Below are 20052 nucleotides of genomic sequence, written 5' to 3'. Positions count from 1 at the left end.
AAAATATCACAAATGGCTAATGGCATTTGTCGGAATACAATTCCTCTTCTGGTCTATTACAGGCGTGTATATGGTGACTATGGATATTCACTATATACACGGCGAAACCTTGGCTAAGAGTGAGGAAGCCAAAATAGATTTAGCAAGTATGGATTACTCCATTGTAAAGCTAGCTGCGGATTATCCTAAAGCTAGCCAAGTTACACTTACTCAAAGTATGGGCCGTCCTTTGTATTCTTTTATTAATGGAGAAAATGGAAAAGTAGCAATAGATGCTAAAACTGGAGCTGTTCAGGCCCTTGTAGATGAAACCAAGGCTAAAGAAATCGCACAATACCATTATGCGCTGAATCATCAAATCGACAGCATAAGGTTGATTAAGTCAGCGACAAACTTGCCTGCTGAGTTGTCCCCAAGGCATTTACCTGTTTGGAGAGTGACGTTTGAGCAATTCTCCACACCGACATTTTATATAAGTCAACAAACAGGATCACTTGTTGCCAAGCGTCATGATTACTGGCGATTGTTTGATTGGATGTGGCGGTTCCACATTATGGATTACTATGATGGAGAAAACGTATCAAACTGGTTTTTGTTCTTGGTCGCAACTCTAGGTCTAATGGGAGCAATTACTGGCGCAGTATTGACTTATTACCGAGTGCTTTCCCCAAATAAAAAGAGAGTCATTTGATGCGACTATTTAAGTTAAATACAACGATACACAAGTGGCTTTCTTTATTTGTTGGTTTACAACTGCTTATTTGGTTGGGAACGGACATTTACTTCAATTTGATGGATCACAGTAAAGCCAGTGGTAATGAACTTAGAGTTCATTCTCATCATGAAGGTAGCATTACAGGCTTTGACCTATTCCCTATTAAAGACATTACTAGTAATGCTCCGCAGGAAGTAAACCTTATATGGGTTTTACATCAGCCTTACTATCATTTTGTGTTCGATAAGGGGCAGCATAGCTATCAAGAGCGCCACTCAAAGCTATTTGATGCTGTAACAGGAAAGCCATTTAATTTGTCTGAAGAACAAGTACTAACTTTGGCAAAAAACTCCTACTCAGGACAGGGTAAGTTAACTACTCCAGTGTTATCTCAACCTCCGTTTTCTGATCACGTAAGGCAGCAAAATCCTATGTGGCAAGTTGCCGTTGAGGATGAGAACAATACAACTATTTATTTAGATAGTATTACAGGTCAAGTACTTCGCCATGCCAATGATGATTTCAGATTGAAAGATCTGATGATGAAGCTTCACTTTATGGACTATGGCAATTCTGGAGGATTTAACCATTGGTTGATCATTGCATTTGCTTTTGCAACGCTATTCCTTTCAATTACTGGTGTTACTTGGCTGATACAACAGTATAGAAGTGGTTTACTGAAGCTAGGTTGGGGCACTAACAGGCAAAAAGTGGCAGTGACGTTTTCCAATGAAAATACTATTACTGACATCTCAGCAGTTGGTCGCTCAACTGTATTAGAAGGGCTAGCTAGTTCACATGTATACCTTCCTTCAGGTTGCGGTGGTGGCGGTACTTGTGGCAAATGCGTGTTCTTAAGTTCAACTAAATTACCTATCACACTATCTGAACAGGAACATTTATCTCAGGAGCAACTTAAGGAAGGTTATCGGCTTGGATGTCAGCATAGGTTCTCTGAAATTAGTTCGATTGAAGTTAATACTGATCGCAATATTGAAAATCATGAGCTAGTTGTGGTTGCGACTAATTTCATTACTCCTTTTATCAAGGAAGTGAAATTTAAGCTGAAATCAGGCAAACAGTTGGCATTTAAAGCTGGTGCATATATGCAATTTGATGTGCCAGCAGGGATGAATAGCTTACGTCCAGATGATATGCCAGAGTGCTATGAAAAATACTGGGATAGCTACTATCATGGAAAATTTTCTCATAACGGTGTAACTCGCCACTACTCATTAGTTAACTTTGACGAGGAGTCTGATGAGTTAATGTTTAATATCCGTTGGCAGACCGCAAAGAATGGTTTTAAAGCAGGAATAGGTTCAAGTTATTTAGGTTCACTCCAAGTAGGTGAAACGATAACTGCAAGAGGCCCTTTTTCTGATTTTTATGCCACTTCAAATAAAAAAGTTAGTCGCGTGTTTATAGGTGCGGGTTCAGGACTTGCACCACTGAGGTCTATTATTTTTGAACAGTTGAAAAAGCATAAAGATAAAAGTGGTTTGACTCTTATCTATGGTGCGCGAACTGAAGATGACTTGCTATACCATAATGAATTGAAGTCACTGAGTGAGAAGCATAAAAACTTCTCTTATATTCCTACTCTTTCTAATCCTTCAGAAGAATGGCAAGGGCACTCAGGCTATGTTCAAAAAGTACTTCTGCCGTATATGAACCAAAAAGCAGAACTGCATTTGGCTGAGTTTTACTTGTGCGGTCCAGAAGCAATGATGAGTGAAGTGGAAAAAATAATTACAGATGCTGGGATTCCAAGTAATCAAATTTTCAAAGATAAATTTAGTCGTTAATCCATTAAATAAATAGAGGTATATATGAAAACATTAATTAAACTTTTAACCATAATCAGTGTTGTTTTTAGTAGTGCAGTATTTGCACATGTGCATCTTGAAAAAAGCGTGCCTGCTGATAATGCAATGCTAATGAATACTCCAGAAAAATTGACATTGGGATTTAGCAAAGAGGTACGTGTAGTTAAAGTTACGTTGAAAAATAAAAAAGGTGAAAATATTAAATTTGACTTTAAACCATCAAAAGAAGCTTCCAGAGAGTTTTCATGGGAACTACCTAAATTAGCTCCAACAAACTATATCGTTGATGTGACCTATTTAGGTAAAGATGGACATAAAATGAAAGATAGCTTCGGCTTTATGGTTCATTAGTAAGGCTGTGTGATTGATATGGAAATGTATATCTGGAATACAGTCATTGTACTGTCAAAAATTGTATTTTACGTCGGCTTTGCCTGTATTGCCGGCTATACATTTTTCAGACAAATTTTTGAGCATAATGAATCTCATAGTAATGCTGTAATAGCGAATTTAACGTGGACAAGAACTTATATAGTTATGGCTTTGATCGCTAATATTACTTGGTTCTTTGCCAGTACTGGTGCAATGGCAGAAGAGGGAATTCAGGGGGCGATAGACGCTGATATATTGGCTATTATGTGGGACTCCTCTGTCGGCACTGGAGCTTTGCTTCGAGCGCTTGGGCTAGTTACCGCAATAATCGCTTTAGCTTTAAGGTTCAAACTCGCTGTGAACTCGTACTTAAAACAAAGCGCTTTAATGTTGAGTTTATTAATCCTTGCATACTCATTCACGTTACTGGGTCATATTTCTGAGTTAGGCACAATTGAAAAAGGCTTGCTTATTTTGCATGTGCTCGTTATGGCATGGTGGTTTGGGGCGTTATTGCCACTAAAACAGGCTTGCCATCAGCTAAGTTATGCAGAACTTCATTTGCTGATGGAAAGCTTTGGCAAACAAGCAAGTTTTACATTGAGCCTATTGTTGGTAGCAGGCCTCTGGCTCGTGATTCAATTGGTCGGAAGTCTTGATGCACTAATAAGCTCAAGTTACGGACAAACACTGTTGTTTAAATTGGCCCTTGTAGTGTCTATTTTGGCACTTGCTGCTAAACATAAACTAATACTCGTTCCACAACTTAAAAATAGTCAAGGCAGAGAGGCTTTATCTAAATCTATCTCGATAGAAATGGTAGTAGCTTTTGCCATTTTATCTGTAACGGCTGGGCTTACTAGTGTTGTTGGCCCTGCAAATTAAAACCTAAAAGAGAGAATGAAAATGAAAACAATAAATATATTACTCGTTTTATTAATGACGTTTAGTTTCGCAGCAAACGCTCATGGTGATAAGAACAAAGACAAAGGTTTGTTTAAAGGTATAGATACCCCAGCCGCAAAAGTTGTTTTGGCATTTCATCAAGCACTTGAAACTGGCAATCAAAAACAGGCTAGAGCGCAGTTAGCGGATGATGTCACCATTTTCGAGGGAGGCCGCGTTGAAAGGAGCGCTGATGAATATGCTCATCATCATATGTTGTCGGATATGAAGTATTTAGCAGCGATGAAGAGCGACACACTTGAACATCAAGTGACGATACTTGGAAATACCGCTATCTCTGCGTCGCGCAGTCAAACTACAGGTACTCATAAAGGTGTTGAACGCGATTATCAAGGCATGGAAACGATGGTGCTGGAAAAACAAAATGGTGAATGGAAGATTAAGCACATTCATTGGTCACATTAATTTATTGTTCAAACAACGGAGAGTAAAATGAGAAATAACAATCCATTACATCAAGTTTCTACGCCACGTAGACGCTTTGTACAAGGATTAGCTGCTGGCGGTGTATTAGCTGCTTTTCCAAGTGTTCTTCATGCAGCTTCATCTTTGCTTGCTGGAACTTCAACAGGTACTGCGCCCGAACTAAGTGGGGAAGTCATAGATCTGGTGATAGATGAGTCACCAGTAAACTTCACAGGTGTTGTAAGAATGGCTACAACAATCAATGGCTCAATACCAGCTCCTACCTTGCGCCTCAGAGAAGGTGATGACGTTACTATCAGGGTAACGAATAAATTATCAGTGCCGAGTTCAATTCATTGGCATGGGATCATTCTTCCGTATCAAATGGATGGCGTACCGGGTATTAGCTTTAAAGGTATAATGCCGGGTGAAACCTTTGTTTATAAATTTAAGCTGCAACAAAGCGGCACATATTGGTATCACTCACACAGTGGTTTTCAAGAAATGACAGGTATGTACGGCGCATTAATTATTGAGCCAAGAGAAAAGGATATTATTAGTGCTGACAATGAGCATGTCATCCAATTGTCTGATTGGACTGATGATGACCCAATGGATTTGTTTCGCAAGTTAAAAGTACAGAGCGATGTATTTAACTTTAATCAACCTACTGTTCCAGAAGTTTTTTGATGACATTTCAAATAGCAGCGTTTCAAATGCGCTACAACGCCGGGAAATGTGGAATAAAATGAGAATGAACCCTACAGATCTTGCAGACTTATCAGCATCTGCAATGACTTTTTTAATGAATGGTTGTGCGCCTTTGACAAATTGGCGTGGAATGTTTAAAGCTGGCGAAAAGGTTAGGCTTAGATTTATTAACGGTTCTAGCAATACGTTTTTTGATGTAAGAATACCTGAGCTGAAGTTAACAGTTGTACAAGCTGATGGACAAAATGTTGAACCTGTGACAGTAGATGAATTTAGATTTGGTCCCGGTGAAACTTATGATGTACTTGTCGAGCCAAAAAATGACGCATATACGATTTTTGCACAAAGCATGGATCGCTCAGGTTATGCTAAAGGTACTTTATCAATGGCACCTAACGTTGATGCACCAGTACCTTCTTTAGACCCCGTTGAGTGGTTAACGATGACAGATATGATGGGCAATATGACCCATGATAGTGTGCATTCTACAATGGCTGATACGGCAGGTATGTGGGGCATGAATTCTAATAAAATGGATCATAGTGCAATGGGTCATGGAGCGATGGCAATGGATCATAGTAAACATGGAATGACTAAAAACCCATTAGCTGTTGCTAGCACTAAAGTGCGTCATGCAAAAACAGAGTATGGAGCTTCTGTTGATATGCGTGTTGATATGCCTAGAACAAACCTTGATGATCCCGGTATAGGTTTACGTAAAAATGGACGCCGTGTTTTAACACTTGCAGATTTACATTCTCTTGAGGGAATTACAAGCCAGCAAGAGCCTGAGGCTGAAATTGAATTACATTTAACTGGAAACATGGAGCGTTATAGCTGGTCATTTGATGGCTTGGAATTTGGAAAAAGCACGCCAGTTCACATGAAGCATAATCAACGTTTAAGAGTTATTTTACAAAACGATACAATGATGACACATCCAATGCACCTGCATGGTATGTGGAGCGATTTGGAGAATGAAAAAGGTGATGTACAGGTTCGTCGCCATACTATCCCTGTACAACCAGCGCAAAGAATTAGTTTTTTAACAACACCTCATGACGTAGGTCGCTGGGCATGGCATTGCCATTTATTATTCCACATGGATGCAGGTATGTTTAGAGAGGTAGTTGTATCATGAGAAAATTAATACTAACCAATACGTTAAAACTATTATTAATAGGTTTGCCCCTTATAAGTGTATCTGTATCTGCAAAAGATGAGATGACTGAGATGGGTGATTCTAAAATGCAAGCACAAGGTGGAGATGCACCTAAAGATGCTAGAGACCCTCATGCTTATGCCGCAGGTACAACATTGACTGAAGGTCCTTATGCACTCAATAGCGACAAACGACTGACTTTGGCAGATGAGCATTCATTTTACGCGCTACTAGGGGATCGTCTTGAATATAATGAGCAAACAAACGCAGGTGTTTTTGACTTTCAGGCATGGTATGGCACTACTTTTGATAGATTAGTCATCAAAACTGAAGGAGATTTTAGCGAAGGTAATTTAGAGGAGAACCAAACAGATTTTCTATGGATACGCAATATCTGCTTATTGGGATACACAAGTCGGTATTCGACTTGATTACAATAACGAAGGTGAAAACCGCAAATGGCTAGCTTTTGGTTTACAAGGTCTAGCCCCCTACTGGTTTGAAATTGATATGACTGCGTATTTAGGAGAGCAAGGTAATAGTGCATTTTCGATCGAAGCTGAGTATGAGCTATTACTTACTCAAAAGTTAATTGTTCAACCACGAGCAGAGTTGACGCTTTACGGTAAGGATGACGTCCAAAATAACCTTGGTAGTGGCTTGTCTAGCAGTGCTATTGGTTTTCGGGTTCGTTATGAGTTTACCCGCCAGTTTGCTCCCTATGTTGGCGTTGAGTGGACAAATAAATTTGGTAATACAGCCGACTTTGCGAAGTTAAATGGGCAAAGTACTCGTGATACTGCTTTTGTTGCAGGTATCAAGTTCTGGCTCTGATGTGAAGAAATACTATATTGACTTGATGAGAGCTACCGCAACTATATTGATGGTAGCTTTCGTTTTTTGGGATTTAAACCATTTTAGTTATGTTAGGAAAGGCCTAGCTAATAGTTTTTTTGGAAAGAACTAAGAGCAGTAATAGTAAGCTACTTCTTGTTTTCAGTCGGTGCCAGTCTGGTGTATACCTATCAAGGTGGAATATCAGCTAAGAAGTAAAGTTGGCGAATGGTTAAGGTTAAAGAGTCAAGGCAAAAAACATCGCCATTGAAAGACCTACAATAGGCCATTTTATCACTTTTGATGAACGGGAATTGGATGTGCCCGGGATAGAACCGATTGTTGCAAAGTACAGCGCTTAAAGCTGAACAATTGGAAAAATGATCCCTTACTCAATACCTAATTATGAGCGTAGGGTTTTTATTTCTTTTAATGGTGCTCATGCTTGGCTTCAATCTCATGAGTATAAATTAGACACCCCTTTTATACTTGTGAAGTTTAAGCTGTTTAAAAAAGTAAAAAGTAAAAAGTAAAAAGTAAAAAGTAAAAAGTAAAAAGTAAAAAGTTTAGGTTTTAGTTCAAAGGTTGATCAAGATCATAAAATTATTTTTATAAAGTGGCTAATATTGTAGGTGCTAAAGAAGGAATGATAATGTTTGGACTTTTCAGGTGGTTTAAAATAGTAATAATAACTGTGTTGCTTACGCAGCATGGCTTTGCTATTGCTAAACCAATGAATTGTGAAGAGCATCATAATGGCTCATCCGACACGCATATTATACAACCAAGCAAAAATATGCATCATCAATCAATGATTGACAATAGTCACTATCACACTGAAAATTCGCAAGATTCTAAAAACCGTCATGGTGATGAAGACTGTGAAAAATGTAAAGCTGGTGATTGTGTTTGTTGTGAAGGCGGTTTTTGTACAAGCTTTCATTTAAATGCCTATCTTGTGGAAGCGCAAGACGAAGGTATTTGCAATATTCATTCTGAGCTAATTCTACAGCGTACACCCCTACCAAAATCTGGTATCCATCTCTTACTTTATCGTCCACCAATTATTGGCTAATCACAGGATCAGTGCGTCTTTTTTTCGCCACTCCCATCAAAAATAGAATGACTTATTCATTGATTTAAATAATCAATTGTTTTGAACGATTAGTACGATATTTGGAAAGGCATTATGAAAATGCTCAAGTTATTGCCATTTACAGTAATTAATACTGTCGATTTTGGCCGAGATTCCTCTTTTTACCAAAAATTAGTTTTTAGCTTTTGCATTATTAATCACGAATAATCACTTGACCTGTGTCTTAGACACAGGTCTAAGCTGTAGGTGAGAGTACAAACTTAGGTGAAAAACTAAGGAGTAAATATGAAAGTAGCAGAACTGTCAAAAAGCCTTGGAACGACTGCTGATACGGTGCGCTATTACACGCGATTGGGACTGTTAAAACCTGCTAAGTCAGTGAACGGCTACAAGTCATACTCGAATAAAGAAGTATCGAGACTTAAGTTCATTTTAAGTGCCAGAAATCTTGGTTTTTCCGTTGCTGATATCAAGCAAATTCTTAATGAATCTGAAGATGGTACAAGTGCGTGCCCATTAGTCAGAAGCCTCATCAAAGAGCGGCTTGAAGAAACAGAAAAACAGTTTCAAGCAATGTTGGCACTTCGAGGGAAAATGTCTTCAGCGCTTTCTCAATGGGAAGAAATGGAAGACAAAGCGCCGACTGCAAACATGGTTTGTCATCTCATCGAAAACTTTGAACAAATTAAAAAGGCATAGGAGGAAAAATGGTAACTACTAATACAAATATAGAAACCGAATCAGGCTGTTGCTGTCAGGCAAAAACTCAATCCTCTTCGTGTAAAAGTAAGGAGAATACGTTGGAAAAAACATCACAAAGCCAACAGCTCATCATTGAAGGCGCTGGGTGTGCTAGCTGTGTAGGCAAAATTGAAGGGGCGTTAAAGGCAACTCATGGAGTCGTCAGTGCAGAAATGAATTTTGCTGATAGGACTGTAACAGTTTCTGGGACAGCTAAGACAGAAGAATTGATCAAAGCTGTTGAGTCAGTGGGGTATAACGCGAAGCCAATTGATGATAGCTCAGCAACAGATGCGCTTGACGAGAAAGAGGCGGCGGATTGGGCATATTACAAAAAGCTAATGCGCGATACGTTTATTGCCCTTTCACTCGGCGTTCCTTTGATGATCTACAGCATTGTAGTTGGAGAAATGACAGTTGAAACAAACCTTGAACGCATGTCTTGGCTGGTTGTCGGTATTTTAACTTTTGGTGTTATGTATTTTTCAGGTAAGCATTTTTATGTTGGCGCTTGGAAAAGCTTTAAAAACCACTCCGCTAATATGGACACACTAATAGCTTTGGGAACAGGTACAGCTTGGGTGTACTCAATGGTTGTTGTGTTTGCACCTGACGCCGTTCCATTGATGGCTCGGCATGTTTATTTTGAAGCGACCGCCATGATCATTGGCTTGATTGATTTAGGTTTAGCATTAGAAATAAAAGCCAGAGGTAAAACCTCTGAGGCCATTAAACGTCTTATCGGCTTGCAAACCAAAACGGCAACCGTGGTTCGTGATAGCAAAGAAGTTCAGATTGGTATTGAGCAGGTTTTACTTAACGATATTGTGAAGGTAAAACCGGGTGAAAAAATTCCCGTCGATGGTGTGGTATTGGAAGGACACACGTCTATTGACGAGTCCATGCTGACAGGTGAACCGATGCCCGTTGAAAAAGCCGAGGAAGATGAGGTTGTCGCTGGCACGTTGAACAAATCAGGCATGATTTTATTCAGAGCCACACGTGTTGGTAAAGATACGGCGCTTGCACAGATCATCAATATGGTGAAACGAGCGCAAAATTCAAAACCGCCGATTGGCCGCTTGGCCGATGTTATTTCCGCCTATTTCGTTCCTGTAGTCATGATCATCTCGGTGTTAAGTGCGTTAGCATGGCTTAACTTTGGCCCTGAGCCAGCAATTGCTTTTGCTATCGTATCAGCAACTACTGTGCTTATTATTGCCTGCCCGTGTGCTTTAGGCTTGGCAACACCCATGTCTGTCATGGTCGGAGTAGGAAAAGCAGCAGAAGCCGGAGTACTTATTCGCAACGGTGAGGCACTGCAAACCGCCTCTAAAATCACTGCCATGATTTTAGATAAAACGGGCACTATTACTGAAGGGGCACCTAAGGTAACCGATATTGTTTTAGCAAAAGCTACTGACGAAAAAGACGTACTACAGCTTGCAGCAAGTTTAGAAAGCGGCTCAGAGCACCCTTTAGCGCAAGCGATTGTTGAAAGTGCTTTAGATAAGGATATTGAGTTACTAAAAATTGAATCGTTTAATGCTATTACGGGTTTTGGTGTAGAAGCAAACTGTAACAATAAAGTCCTGCTTTTTGGTAACGATAAACTAATGAAGTTAAAAGGCATAGACCTCACAGGCTTTGTTGGAAAAGCCCAGTCTTTAGCCAAAGAAGCCAAAACACCTATGTACTTTGCTGTAGATGGTGAACTTGCCGCAATCATTGCTGTCGCAGATCCCATTAAGTCAGACTCAATCTCTGCTATCAAACGGCTTCAGGCTAATGGTATACGCGTCATCATGTTAACAGGTGATAACAAGGAAACCGCTGCCGCTGTTGCCAAAAAAGCAGGTATTAGCGAATTTCTTGCTGAGGTGCTGCCAGAAGATAAAGCCAACAAGGTGAAAGAGCTACAAGGCAGTGGCGAAATTGTTGGTATGACAGGAGATGGCATCAACGATGCTCCTGCGCTAGCGTTAGCCGATGTTGGCTTCGCCATAGGCACAGGGACTGATGTAGCTATCGAAAGTGCTGACATTACCCTAATGCGTGGTTCACTTCATGGCCTTGCCGATGCCATAGCGGTAAGCAAAGCTACTTTACGAAATATCAAACAAAACTTGTTTGGCGCGTTTGTCTATAACGTAGCCGGGATTCCTTTTGCTGCGGGGGTTCTATACCCCTTCTTTGGCATTCTGCTTAGCCCTGTAATTGCAGGTGCTGCAATGGCGTTTTCGTCATTGACTGTAGTGTCAAATGCAAATCGACTTCGCTTGTTTAAAGCAAAAGAGCATTAAGGAGAATCACAATGATGGTTATTAACTTATTAGGCTTAATGTTAATCGCGCTGATTGTTTGGTGGTTTTGGCTATATAAACCCAATAAAACAATCGTTCAAGGTAATGAAGTACTCATTGAAGTGAGGGATGGCGTGTATTCCCCATCCTCAATTCAGGTGTCTGCTAGCCAGCCTGTCACTCTGAAGTTTATGCGCAAAGATCAATCCCCCTGCGCTGAAACAATGCTTATTCCTTCATTGGATATAAGCGAACAGCTTAAATTAAATGAAATTACTCAAATTACCCTATTGAACTTATCACCGGGAGAGCATGAGTTTCACTGTCAGATGCAAATGTATCGCGGTGTCTTAAAAGTCGTTTAGGAGGGCAATATGAAAAATCAACACCCTAATTTTTGGTCAACACCTACAGGCTGGGCTGCACTGGCACTTATTGCCGCAGTGACCTACTTCTTAGTGCTTGAGCATGGTCAACATACGCTGCAATTTCTTCCCTACTTGATTTTATTGCTATGCCCCTTGATGCACGTATTTATGCATGGCAATCATGGTAAACATGGTCACGATCATTCACATGCGCCTGATGAAAAAAAGGAAGAGAGCTTTCAAGAACTCACGGATAAAAATGCAGCCTATCGCGATGGCTACATACAAGGGTTAGAAAAGGCACGTAAGGAATCACATAAAAAGGAGAGCAGTGATGAATGAAACATATGATTATGGCTTATGGTCAATGGTGATACTGAACTCAGCAATTTTTATCTTTTTTGCCTTTAGTTTTGTCAAACCAAAAACATCAACTGATTGGAGAAGTCTAAGCGCGTTCTCTGCCTTTATTGTTGCCCTATTTACTGAAATGTATGGCTTTCCTTTAACTATCTATTTTCTGTCGGGGTGGCTGACGGAGACCTATCCAGAAGTAAATTTCTTTGCGCATGAAAATGGGCATTTATTACATACTTTCTTTGGATTTCAAGGTGATGCCCATTGGGACCCATTTCATATAGTGAGTATGGTGTTTATTGTTGCAGGTTTCTTTATGTTGTCTTCAGCATGGAATGTATTGCATCACGCGCAAAAACATCATCAATTGGCTACAACTGGATGGTATGCAAGGTGTCGCCACCCACAGTATGTAGCTTTCATTCTAATCATGTTCGGCTTTTTATTGCAGTGGTCGACAATCCCAACACTTGCGATGTTTCCGATCTTAGTCGTTGTTTACGTCAAGCTAGCGAAACGCGAAGAAGCACAGGCGATTGCTGAATTTGGTTCGGAGTACCACAGGTATATGGAATCGACACCAAGTTGGATCCCAAGTTTTAATAAAAGTGTAGAAGGTAAAAATCATGAAAACGTTAACTAAATCAATTTTATTTATTGGTTCACTACTGATAACCACTAGCTCATTTGCCCAAAACAATGAGCATAAACATGAAGGTGCGAACAAAGCTGGTATGCATCAAGGCATGACAATACCACATGAGAACATGGGAGAAATGCATAAAAAGATGATGGAAATGAAAAAGGAAGTCCATGCCATTAAAACTGAAAAAGATCCTGACAGGCAACAGCAGATGATGGTTGAACATCACCGTTCAATGATGAAGATGATGCAATCCATGCACAAAAACATGGAAGAAATGCCAATGCATCAACAAATCAAGATGACTGAACATCATTTAGAAATGATGGAGAACATGATGCCGCAGATGAACCGGAAAATGGAAGAAATGAAAGATAGCAATCAACAGCATTCACACAAACATTAGGAGAAAAATTATGAGCGATTTAGATCATAGAGTTGGCGTTAGAGAGCAAAATTTAGTTGTTCGAAATCTAAAGCTTAGCAATGTCACAGAAGAAAGCTGTGACGAGTTAGTAAAAGAAATAGATCAGCTTTTTGGTATAGATGAAGTTAGTTACAACATCAAAGAAGGTGAAATACACCTTGCCTATGATGCCGCAAACGTAAGCCTTGATGGGATTGAGGAGGTAATCCGTAAGTATGGCGCAGATGTTCATGATGATTGGTGGACACATACTAAAGAAAGTTACTATAAATTTGTTGATCAGAACATCAAAGATAACTCTGTTCATAAGCCTTGGAGTTGTCATCAAGCACCTTCGGGGGCTGGCCGGAAAAACAAATGAATTCATAAAAAAGTGTATAGATAATTAGTTAGTCAAATGAGGTAACAGTGATGAAAACACCCTATATAAAAGCTCTTTTATTGCTTACATTCGGTTTATATTTAGTGGGTTGTTCCAATACCACTTTTTATCATAAATACATGATGAGGGGTCAGGTAGTAGAAAGTTCTGATAATCGAACTCTAATCTGTATTGGTGCTAAGCATGGTGCAGAGGTTGGGCAAAAATACAGTGTTATTAGATTCCATGAAAGAATAGTATTGAGTGAAGGTGAAGATCCCTACACTATCGAAAAGGTAGGAACGGTACAAATTACTAAAATTGTGAATGATCATTTCGCAACTGTAAAGCTAGTGTCTGGTGACATTGCAGCGAAAGATATGGTGGAACTTGAAAACTAATAAAGTGGTGGCGAAAGCCACCACAAGAGCATAACAATAAAACTTAATGAAAAAGCTTTAGTGTTATTTTGTACAACCTCTGAGATTGTTTGCTCAGTTCTGGTTATCTTGATGCCAGTACGACAGAAAAAATGTTACATATGGATTAGAAAGGTGTGGGCAGGCATCCTAGGTCTAATCTTAACAGTTAAGGGGCCGCCGAATAGAGCTATACCTTTACATCAGCAGCATAATCAATGCTCCCGCGATCATAAATAAGTTTTCAGATAGCGATACAAATCCAAGTGGCACACTGCTATCGCCGCCTACACAGGCACACTTTAACTGGCGTTTGTCAATGTAAACGGCTTTGAAAACTGAAATTGCTCCAACTGTGCCGATAAACAATGAAAATGGTGCCACTGCGAGAGGCTGTAGTTGGGCAACCATACCAATACCTGCATATGCTTCAATGAAGGGATAAATATAACCATATCTTATCCATCTCATCGTTAGTAAATCATAAGTAATAAACGAATTTGTGAAACTGTATAGGTCTTTCAGTTTTTGCACCGCTAAGAGCGTCATTGAAAAAGCTATAAATAGCATCAGTGTTCTGATGGAGATAAATGAGTCGGAAACAAAATGTTGAAATGCGACAGCAAGAAGGAGACTGTAACTAATTTTGTGTAATTGCCTATCTCAAATTACCCTTTGGATGGGTTAAGGATAGGCAGATGAACATGAATAAGAAAGAACTTGAAGCTTTCGCAAGAGAAGCCGCCAAAGGGATTAAATCCTCTTAGGACCTAAACGAATTTAGCCAGATGCTCAAGAAAATCACCGTTGAAGCGGCACTAAATGCAGAGATGGATGAGCATCTAGGTTATGAGAAGCACCATAAATCAACTTCTACAAACAGTCGCAACGGTAAAAGTACTAAACGAGTTAAAACTGAAGATGGTGAATTTGAACTCGACACTCCTCGTGACCGTGAAGGCTCCTTTGAGCCAAAGTTGGTCAAAAAGAACCAAACCCGCTTTACGTCCATGGACGATAAAATCCTCTGGCTTTACGCGCAGTGTATGAGTACCCGTGAAATCGTCAGTGCATTGGATAAATGGTATGGTGCTGAGATATCGCCTACGTTGGTGTCTCGTGTCACGAACGCGGTTATTGAGCAGGTAATTGAATGGCAATCTCGCCCTTTAGACGCTGTTTACCCTATTGTTTACCTAGACTGTATCGTCGTTAAAGTTCGCCAAGATAAACGGGTTATCAACAAGTCCATTTTTCTTGCATTAGGAATAAATACCGAAGGCCATAAAGAGTTGATGGGAATGTGGATTGCCGAGAATGAAGGTGCCAAATTCTGGTTAAATGTGCTGACCGAACTTCAACAGCGTGGTGTAGAAGACATCCTCATAGCGTGTGTTGATGGCCTAAAAGGCTTTTCAACACATTATTCCCTCAAACCAACATTCAACTGTGTATTGTGCATATGGTGCGAAATTCATTGAAGCATGTTTCATGGAAAGACTACAAGGCCGTTACAGCAGACCTCAAGCGCGTTTACCGCTTAGCCACAGAAGATGAAGCCTTACTTGAATTAGAGCGCTTTGGTGATGCCTGGGATAGCCAGTATCCGCAGACTACAAAATCATGGCGCAATCATTGGCAAAATCTAAATACGCTTTTTAATTATCCTGAGGATATTCTAAAGGCAATCTACACAACCAATGCGATAGAGTCGCTTAACAGTGTGATTAGGAAAGCGATTAAGAAGCGAAAAGTCTTCCCGAGTGATGACTTAGCAAGAAAGATGGTTTACCTTGCAATTCAAGATGCCAGTAAAAAATGGACAATGCCCATTCAAAACTGGCGTCAGGCGATGAGTCGATTTATCCTCGAATTCGAGGAACCCCTCGAAAGACATATAAACTAAGTGGCAGCTACACAGAATCTGTTACGGGGTCAAGACATTGGCGAAATTTGCCTTAGTTAACAATCTAATTAAATAATTCAAAGCTCAACTTCATTATGCTCAACTCTCTAAAATTGATTAGATATTAAAACTTTACCAAACAAGTGCATTAAGACAGGAAATGTCTAAGTTAAAAAAAAGGTAGCCTCAACCAAAGGCTACCTTTTTTTATACTAGAGTTCTTTGGAGGAGACTTTAGTATGTTGTTAATGTACCACAAATATTCTCTTAACCCCCCAAAAAAAGTTCAATACGAAAGAAAATCTCAGAATTACTCAAAAATCCCACTGTAGAATTTATTTACGTTCTCACAAAAACAGTTAGCTATGAATAGCATAAAGTTAAAAAGCACAATCATAGTCTGCCTTACACTACTAGGCTTATATGGGTTAGCGGAATTATTTTTTGCTCGCTTCACATTTTCTTTTCCTACCTTTCAAGAGCAGTGTTTGTATGCTCGCATGTTCATAGTCGACAAGCGTGATAAGGATATTAAAAGGGGTGATTTAGTTGCATTCAAATTTAACAAGGAAGATAAAAATTTTGATAAAGGGCTGAGCTTCATAAAAATTGCAGCCGGTGTTCCAGGAGATGAAATCAAATACTCGCCAAATGAAATGTATGTAAATCGAGTCGAATCTGAAATTGCTGGAATGACGCATGCCATTAATTTCTTACAGTTAAACCCAAAAGAGTATGAGCGACAAATCACCTTGAATGAAAATGAATTCTTTATGGTTGGTGAGACTATTTATAGCTATGACAGCAGGTTTTGGGGGCCAATAAATGAAGAGGACATTTTGGGAAAAGCATATGCAATTTTTTAAGTCGATAGTCTTTCTTTGTGCGTTTTCAGTTTCGGTAAGTGCCAATCAAAAAAACGAATATGATGTTTCTAGTTTTCAAGACGCTGCGAATAAGGCTGTCGAGAAAGCCAAAGAAAATGGGTGGTTAAAAGATATAGATAAGCCAACAATTCAAGAGAAAGATATAGCTTTAGCCAAGTCAATTGCAGATCAGGCTGTTGTTATTTCCAGTGAAACAATGAAGAGAGCGCTTCCACAACAACAAAATAAGATTGATTTATTAGAAGGTACAGATGGCGCTATTTTCGTAAGTTTCTCAATGCCCAGAAGAGCACTTATTGATGCCTTCCAAGTGATTAAAGAGCATAACTTAACAATTTTATTTAGAGGGCTAGAAAAAGGGGCTACACACATATCATCGACGATGAAGCTTATTCAGAAATTAAGTGCCATATCAAAAGTAGAGCCAAATGTAGGAATAAACCCACTAAGATTTAAAGAGTTTAATGTAACCGGTGTACCAACTATCGTCATAAGAAATGGTAATAAGCATCTTATTGCTCAGGGCACATTGAATGCGCAATATGCAAAAGAGCAGTTTGATCAAAAACAAGGCGATTTCAAGTTTGAACCATTAGGTCAATTATTCAATATTGACGAACCTGACATCATAGAGCAAATGAAAGCTGTAGCAGGCAAGATTGATTGGGCTGAGAAGCAACGTTTAGCAAAAGAAAGGTTCTGGAAGAAATATAAAACTTACCCTCTCCCCACGTCAGATGAATCTAAGCAGTGGCTAATAGATACGACTGTTCGCGTAACTCAAGATATCAAAAATGGCCGTGGAGAAATATTGGCTCGAGCTGGCGACATAACAAACCCTTTAAAACAATACCCTATGCATTTAACCATTTTTGTAATTGATCCCTATGTGAAGTCACAGGTTGATTGGGTTAAGGAAGAATTAAAATCGATATCAGGACAGTTTCAGATTCATCTAACCCATATGGATAAAGACAAAGGGTGGGATGACCTTAGTAAGTTTCGAAATGAGTTTGGGGCACCAGTTTTCATTTTGCCTAAACAAGTTATTGAGAAATTTAAAGTGGAAGCTACACCAAGCAAAATCGAAACACAAAGCAATGGCTATTTACTGGTACGTCAATTCGATTGGAGTGAAAAATGAAATTAATTTTAGTTGGGTTAGGCGTTTTGGGTGGGATCTATTTAAGTTACGAGTACCCCACTGTAGCAAAGCAAATTTGGGATACCGCTTGGCATTACTTTCTAATCGCATTTAATTGGTTAGAGTCAAAAGTGGGCCAATTGTAATGCGCTTTACATTGATTTCCCTTATTTTCTTAGTTGCTTTATTTTCAACGCAAACAAAAGCTGAAGGTAACGCATGCAATAACGCGAATGTATTTAGCAACATAATAAATGAAGTTTGTTGGTCGTGCTTCTTGCCAGTACGATTGATGGGAGTAGGTCCAAAACCAAATGGGGCTGCACCTGACCAATCGATTTGTGCTTGTAATGATGCTCTTGGAATCCCGGAGTTTGGCTATCAACTGGGGTTTTGGCAGCCGTCTAGATTAGTCGAACATGTGAGAGTTCCATGGTGTGCACCCGCATTAGGGGGAGTTAGGCTTCAGGATGATCTATTTTCATTGTCGACTGGAGTGGATGTTAAAAGCTCCGGTGGTGCAGACTTGGCAACGTACCAATACCATTACTATTCATACCCATTATTTGCGATGTTGGAAATTTTGTATTTGCCTAAATGTGGTGGTGAATATACAGATTTTGATTTGATGTACCTTAGCGAGATTGATCCAACTTGGAACAATGATTTGCTCTCAATTTTACTATCCCCAGAAGCATTTATATTTGCAAATCCAATTGCAAAAGCGTGGTGTACTGCGGATTGTGCCGCAATTACAGCAGGAGATGTTCAAGAATCTACATATGGTTGTGCTGGCTGCGACGGAAGTCTCTATCCATTTACTGGAAATGTTTATCATGGTGAGTCTGGTACGCGTGTAACTTCTCTTTTGACACAACGTGTACTTGCGAGTTTGCACCGAAAGGGGTTGGCTAGAAAAACAATCGGAGAGGATGCAATGTGTAAACCCGAGTTTTGGCCAATGATCCCCAAATCCCAGTATAAGCTTTCGATGCTTCATCCCGTAGCTGAAGCTGATATAAACTCCCCCAATGGTAAGTGCTGTCACCCATTGGGGGAGTCTGAACATAAATGGTCTACAGCGGCAGGTGGTAGAACCATCCCAGGTCTTGAAGACTACCTATATTTACTGTGGCGGTTTAATGACTGTTGCGTAATTAGTTCTGGTATTAATGTGCCTTCAAAATAGTGAGTAATTGTACTTTCTGTTCCAAAACTGGAATGGTTTCTGAGAAGAATGGAATAGAAAGTCTTTTATGACAAGGCTTTTAGCGCGGAGGGGAATATCGATATTTTTGATTTTCTGATAAGTGTTATTCAGCCATAAATGCTCTTTGAACAAGATATTACTCCACGTATTGTCAGTTATGAATAAAAAAACACTATATACGCGACTTTCCTTCTTCATAGTATAAAAATGAATCAATTAGTGACATTGCGCATTAGGGGGGGGTTGCAATAAGATCTGTAAGTAGATGGAAATATTGCGTAAATGTAAAAACTAGTGCTATTCTAGTTTCGCTATTCAAGGAAGGAGTTTGTCCTCGTGTTGTCATTCCAAACCCTCGCAATGTTGTTCCTACTGGCTATTTCTAACTTAAGTATTTGGCTTGCAGATGGTTTCATTACATTTATTGCATTTACCGATAATGTCGCAAGTATGACTTTTTCACAGCTACTCAATGCAATGACAGAGCTTAATTTGTTTGTGATTTTAGCATTACCTGAATACTGGCATGCGAATTCCCATCATTCATTTTTGGAAGCTCCAGCATTTTGGTTTGAGCCTGCAACAAGTATTGCTGCGTTCATCACGTTTGGCTTGTTATTGCTATTTTCAAGTATTGTTCATTCGTTAATAGGTTACACAATTGCAGCTATCATGCTTGTACTTGGGATTGGCTATATGTTAGTCAGCTGGGGTATTTTAGTGGATGTAACAGAGCCACAGCAGGTTGGCTCATTTTTAAGCATCGGTGTACAGGGCTTGTTAGTTCATTCGATATTTTGTTTTGGATCTTTGCTATTTATAATAATAAAAAATGCGTACTACAAAATATACTCTATTAATAATATTAAGCTTGCTCAGTCATTTTTGCATTGCAGGTGATGTAAGTTGGCAAAAACAAGCAATAGAGCAAACAAGGCTCAATGTTATTTTTTTGTTAATATTGCTATTTTTGCCGTTGTACAGGAATTAACATTATGGCAATTAGTAAAAAATAACGAGCCAATCAACATCATTATTAACAAAGTGAGTTAGACACCTTAACACAATTATTGAATCGTCATGGTTTCCATCAAAGTGTTAACAAGCTTGATGATAAATCTGGGTTTTTATTAATCGCAGATATAAATAACTTTAAACCTATTAATGATCGTTTTGGGCATAATATTGGTGATAAG

Annotated in this window: 19 protein-coding genes and 5 pseudogenes; 23 read left to right on the top strand and 1 reads right to left on the bottom strand. The window is 39.4% G+C overall.

The features are described 5' to 3' along the window. Window positions 1-70: 70 nt before the first annotated feature. The 16 genes and pseudogenes from ACRWSG_RS22180 (at window position 71) to ACRWSG_RS22105 (ending at window position 13691) form a co-directional block, all read left to right on the top strand. Complete coding sequence (locus ACRWSG_RS22180; RefSeq protein ID WP_235419340.1) at window positions 71-691, top strand: PepSY domain-containing protein; 621 nt, start codon at window positions 71-73, stop codon at window positions 689-691. After that, on the top strand, window positions 691-2523 hold the full coding sequence (locus tag ACRWSG_RS22175; protein ID WP_462167706.1) for a 2Fe-2S iron-sulfur cluster-binding protein: 1833 nt from the start codon (window positions 691-693) through the stop codon (window positions 2521-2523). Before ACRWSG_RS22180 ends, ACRWSG_RS22175 begins: the two co-directional genes overlap by 1 nt. Before the next feature lie 24 nt (window positions 2524-2547). After that, entirely contained in the window at window positions 2548-2895 is a 348-nt protein-coding gene (locus tag ACRWSG_RS22170; RefSeq protein ID WP_016708251.1) for a copper resistance CopC family protein, read from the top strand. Window positions 2896-2913: 18 nt separating this feature from the next. Then, window positions 2914-3801, top strand: coding sequence for a copper resistance D family protein (locus ACRWSG_RS22165; protein WP_045979603.1), 888 nt, complete (start codon window positions 2914-2916; stop codon window positions 3799-3801). Between the two features lie 15 nt (window positions 3802-3816). Next, complete coding sequence (locus ACRWSG_RS22160) at window positions 3817-4287, top strand: YybH family protein (RefSeq protein WP_008467847.1); 471 nt, start codon at window positions 3817-3819, stop codon at window positions 4285-4287. A 27-nt stretch (window positions 4288-4314) separates the two neighbouring features. Next, window positions 4315-6139: pseudogene (locus ACRWSG_RS22155) on the top strand (copper resistance system multicopper oxidase). After that, window positions 6136-6994, top strand: a pseudogene (locus ACRWSG_RS22150) (copper resistance protein B). Before ACRWSG_RS22155 ends, ACRWSG_RS22150 begins: the two co-directional pseudogenes overlap by 4 nt. A gap of 652 nt (window positions 6995-7646) precedes the next feature. Further along, a complete protein-coding gene (locus ACRWSG_RS22145; RefSeq protein WP_004589264.1) occupies window positions 7647-8069 on the top strand; it encodes a hypothetical protein in 423 nt (140 codons plus the stop codon). A gap of 306 nt (window positions 8070-8375) precedes the next feature. Continuing rightward, window positions 8376-8789: a MerR family transcriptional regulator gene (locus tag ACRWSG_RS22140; protein ID WP_045979599.1), complete on the top strand. Its 414-nt coding sequence runs from the start codon at window positions 8376-8378 to the stop codon at window positions 8787-8789. 101 nt (window positions 8790-8890) lie between these two features. Beyond that, on the top strand, window positions 8891-11134 hold the full coding sequence (locus ACRWSG_RS22135; protein WP_462167564.1) for a heavy metal translocating P-type ATPase: 2244 nt from the start codon (window positions 8891-8893) through the stop codon (window positions 11132-11134). Between the two features lie 11 nt (window positions 11135-11145). Continuing rightward, complete coding sequence (locus ACRWSG_RS22130) at window positions 11146-11499, top strand: cupredoxin domain-containing protein (protein ID WP_004589267.1); 354 nt, start codon at window positions 11146-11148, stop codon at window positions 11497-11499. A 9-nt stretch (window positions 11500-11508) separates the two neighbouring features. Then, window positions 11509-11844, top strand: a complete 336-nt coding sequence (locus ACRWSG_RS22125; protein WP_055022013.1) for a DUF2933 domain-containing protein — start codon at window positions 11509-11511, stop codon at window positions 11842-11844. Continuing rightward, the gene (locus ACRWSG_RS22120; RefSeq protein WP_462167563.1) at window positions 11837-12502 is read left to right on the top strand and encodes a methyltransferase family protein; all 666 of its coding nucleotides are present in this window, start codon (window positions 11837-11839) and stop codon (window positions 12500-12502) included. Before ACRWSG_RS22125 ends, ACRWSG_RS22120 begins: the two co-directional genes overlap by 8 nt. Continuing rightward, window positions 12486-12908, top strand: a complete 423-nt coding sequence (locus ACRWSG_RS22115) for a hypothetical protein (RefSeq protein WP_055022014.1) — start codon at window positions 12486-12488, stop codon at window positions 12906-12908. The genes ACRWSG_RS22120 and ACRWSG_RS22115 overlap by 17 nt, the downstream gene beginning before the upstream one ends. A 10-nt stretch (window positions 12909-12918) precedes the next feature. Continuing rightward, entirely contained in the window at window positions 12919-13290 is a 372-nt protein-coding gene (locus ACRWSG_RS22110) for a hypothetical protein (protein ID WP_019677951.1), read from the top strand. A 50-nt stretch (window positions 13291-13340) separates the two neighbouring features. Further along, on the top strand, window positions 13341-13691 hold the full coding sequence (locus ACRWSG_RS22105) for a hypothetical protein (protein ID WP_004589646.1): 351 nt from the start codon (window positions 13341-13343) through the stop codon (window positions 13689-13691). A gap of 216 nt (window positions 13692-13907) precedes the next feature. On the opposite strand, the pseudogene ACRWSG_RS22100 reads toward ACRWSG_RS22105, so the two are convergent. Then, window positions 13908-14345 (bottom strand): annotated as a pseudogene (locus ACRWSG_RS22100) (MauE/DoxX family redox-associated membrane protein); the annotation flags it as partial. Window positions 14346-14497: 152 nt separating this feature from the next. Between ACRWSG_RS22100 and ACRWSG_RS22095 the strand changes: the two are divergent. From ACRWSG_RS22095 to ACRWSG_RS22065, 7 genes and pseudogenes are all read left to right on the top strand, one after another. Then, a pseudogene (locus tag ACRWSG_RS22095) lies at window positions 14498-15615 on the top strand (IS256 family transposase). A gap of 365 nt (window positions 15616-15980) precedes the next feature. Then, the gene (gene lepB, locus ACRWSG_RS22090) at window positions 15981-16481 is read left to right on the top strand and encodes a signal peptidase I (protein ID WP_055022015.1); all 501 of its coding nucleotides are present in this window, start codon (window positions 15981-15983) and stop codon (window positions 16479-16481) included. After that, on the top strand, window positions 16468-17646 hold the full coding sequence (locus ACRWSG_RS22085; protein WP_462167562.1) for a TrbC family F-type conjugative pilus assembly protein: 1179 nt from the start codon (window positions 16468-16470) through the stop codon (window positions 17644-17646). Before lepB ends, ACRWSG_RS22085 begins: the two co-directional genes overlap by 14 nt. Further along, on the top strand, window positions 17643-17792 hold the full coding sequence (locus ACRWSG_RS22080) for a hypothetical protein (RefSeq protein WP_155950869.1): 150 nt from the start codon (window positions 17643-17645) through the stop codon (window positions 17790-17792). Before ACRWSG_RS22085 ends, ACRWSG_RS22080 begins: the two co-directional genes overlap by 4 nt. Continuing rightward, window positions 17792-18835: a TraU family protein gene (locus ACRWSG_RS22075; protein WP_462167561.1), complete on the top strand. Its 1044-nt coding sequence runs from the start codon at window positions 17792-17794 to the stop codon at window positions 18833-18835. Before ACRWSG_RS22080 ends, ACRWSG_RS22075 begins: the two co-directional genes overlap by 1 nt. A 357-nt stretch (window positions 18836-19192) precedes the next feature. Beyond that, on the top strand, window positions 19193-19756 hold the full coding sequence (locus ACRWSG_RS22070) for a hypothetical protein (RefSeq protein ID WP_199529172.1): 564 nt from the start codon (window positions 19193-19195) through the stop codon (window positions 19754-19756). 155 nt (window positions 19757-19911) lie between these two features. Beyond that, window positions 19912-20052: pseudogene (locus ACRWSG_RS22065) on the top strand (diguanylate cyclase domain-containing protein); the annotation flags it as partial.

It is taken from the genome of Pseudoalteromonas sp. GB43 (assembly GCF_054923805.1).
Note: the sequence above shows the minus strand (reverse complement) of the source record. Positions and strands in the feature narration are given on the sequence as shown.

Excerpts from the sequence above, each read along its gene's own strand:
- ACRWSG_RS22145 (WP_004589264.1), top strand. The coding sequence starts at position 7,647 with ATGTTTGGACTTTTCAGGTGGTTTAAAATAGTAATAATAACTGTGTTG.
- ACRWSG_RS22140 (WP_045979599.1), top strand. The coding sequence starts at position 8,376 with ATGAAAGTAGCAGAACTGTCAAAAAGCCTTGGAACGACTGCTGATACG.
- ACRWSG_RS22120 (WP_462167563.1), top strand. The coding sequence starts at position 11,837 with ATGAATGAAACATATGATTATGGCTTATGGTCAATGGTGATACTGAAC.
- ACRWSG_RS22110 (WP_019677951.1), top strand. The coding sequence starts at position 12,919 with ATGAGCGATTTAGATCATAGAGTTGGCGTTAGAGAGCAAAATTTAGTT.
- lepB (WP_055022015.1), top strand. The coding sequence starts at position 15,981 with ATGAATAGCATAAAGTTAAAAAGCACAATCATAGTCTGCCTTACACTA.
- ACRWSG_RS22085 (WP_462167562.1), top strand. The coding sequence starts at position 16,468 with ATGCAATTTTTTAAGTCGATAGTCTTTCTTTGTGCGTTTTCAGTTTCG.
- ACRWSG_RS22105 (WP_004589646.1), top strand. The coding sequence starts at position 13,341 with ATGAAAACACCCTATATAAAAGCTCTTTTATTGCTTACATTCGGTTTA.
- ACRWSG_RS22165 (WP_045979603.1), top strand. The coding sequence starts at position 2,914 with ATGGAAATGTATATCTGGAATACAGTCATTGTACTGTCAAAAATTGTA.
- ACRWSG_RS22080 (WP_155950869.1), top strand. The coding sequence starts at position 17,643 with ATGAAATTAATTTTAGTTGGGTTAGGCGTTTTGGGTGGGATCTATTTA.
- ACRWSG_RS22125 (WP_055022013.1), top strand. The coding sequence starts at position 11,509 with ATGAAAAATCAACACCCTAATTTTTGGTCAACACCTACAGGCTGGGCT.
- ACRWSG_RS22115 (WP_055022014.1), top strand. The coding sequence starts at position 12,486 with ATGAAAACGTTAACTAAATCAATTTTATTTATTGGTTCACTACTGATA.
- ACRWSG_RS22175 (WP_462167706.1), top strand. The coding sequence starts at position 691 with ATGCGACTATTTAAGTTAAATACAACGATACACAAGTGGCTTTCTTTA.
- ACRWSG_RS22170 (WP_016708251.1), top strand. The coding sequence starts at position 2,548 with ATGAAAACATTAATTAAACTTTTAACCATAATCAGTGTTGTTTTTAGT.
- ACRWSG_RS22180 (WP_235419340.1), top strand. The coding sequence starts at position 71 with ATGGTGACTATGGATATTCACTATATACACGGCGAAACCTTGGCTAAG.
- ACRWSG_RS22160 (WP_008467847.1), top strand. The coding sequence starts at position 3,817 with ATGAAAATGAAAACAATAAATATATTACTCGTTTTATTAATGACGTTT.
- ACRWSG_RS22075 (WP_462167561.1), top strand. The coding sequence starts at position 17,792 with ATGCGCTTTACATTGATTTCCCTTATTTTCTTAGTTGCTTTATTTTCA.
- ACRWSG_RS22130 (WP_004589267.1), top strand. The coding sequence starts at position 11,146 with ATGATGGTTATTAACTTATTAGGCTTAATGTTAATCGCGCTGATTGTT.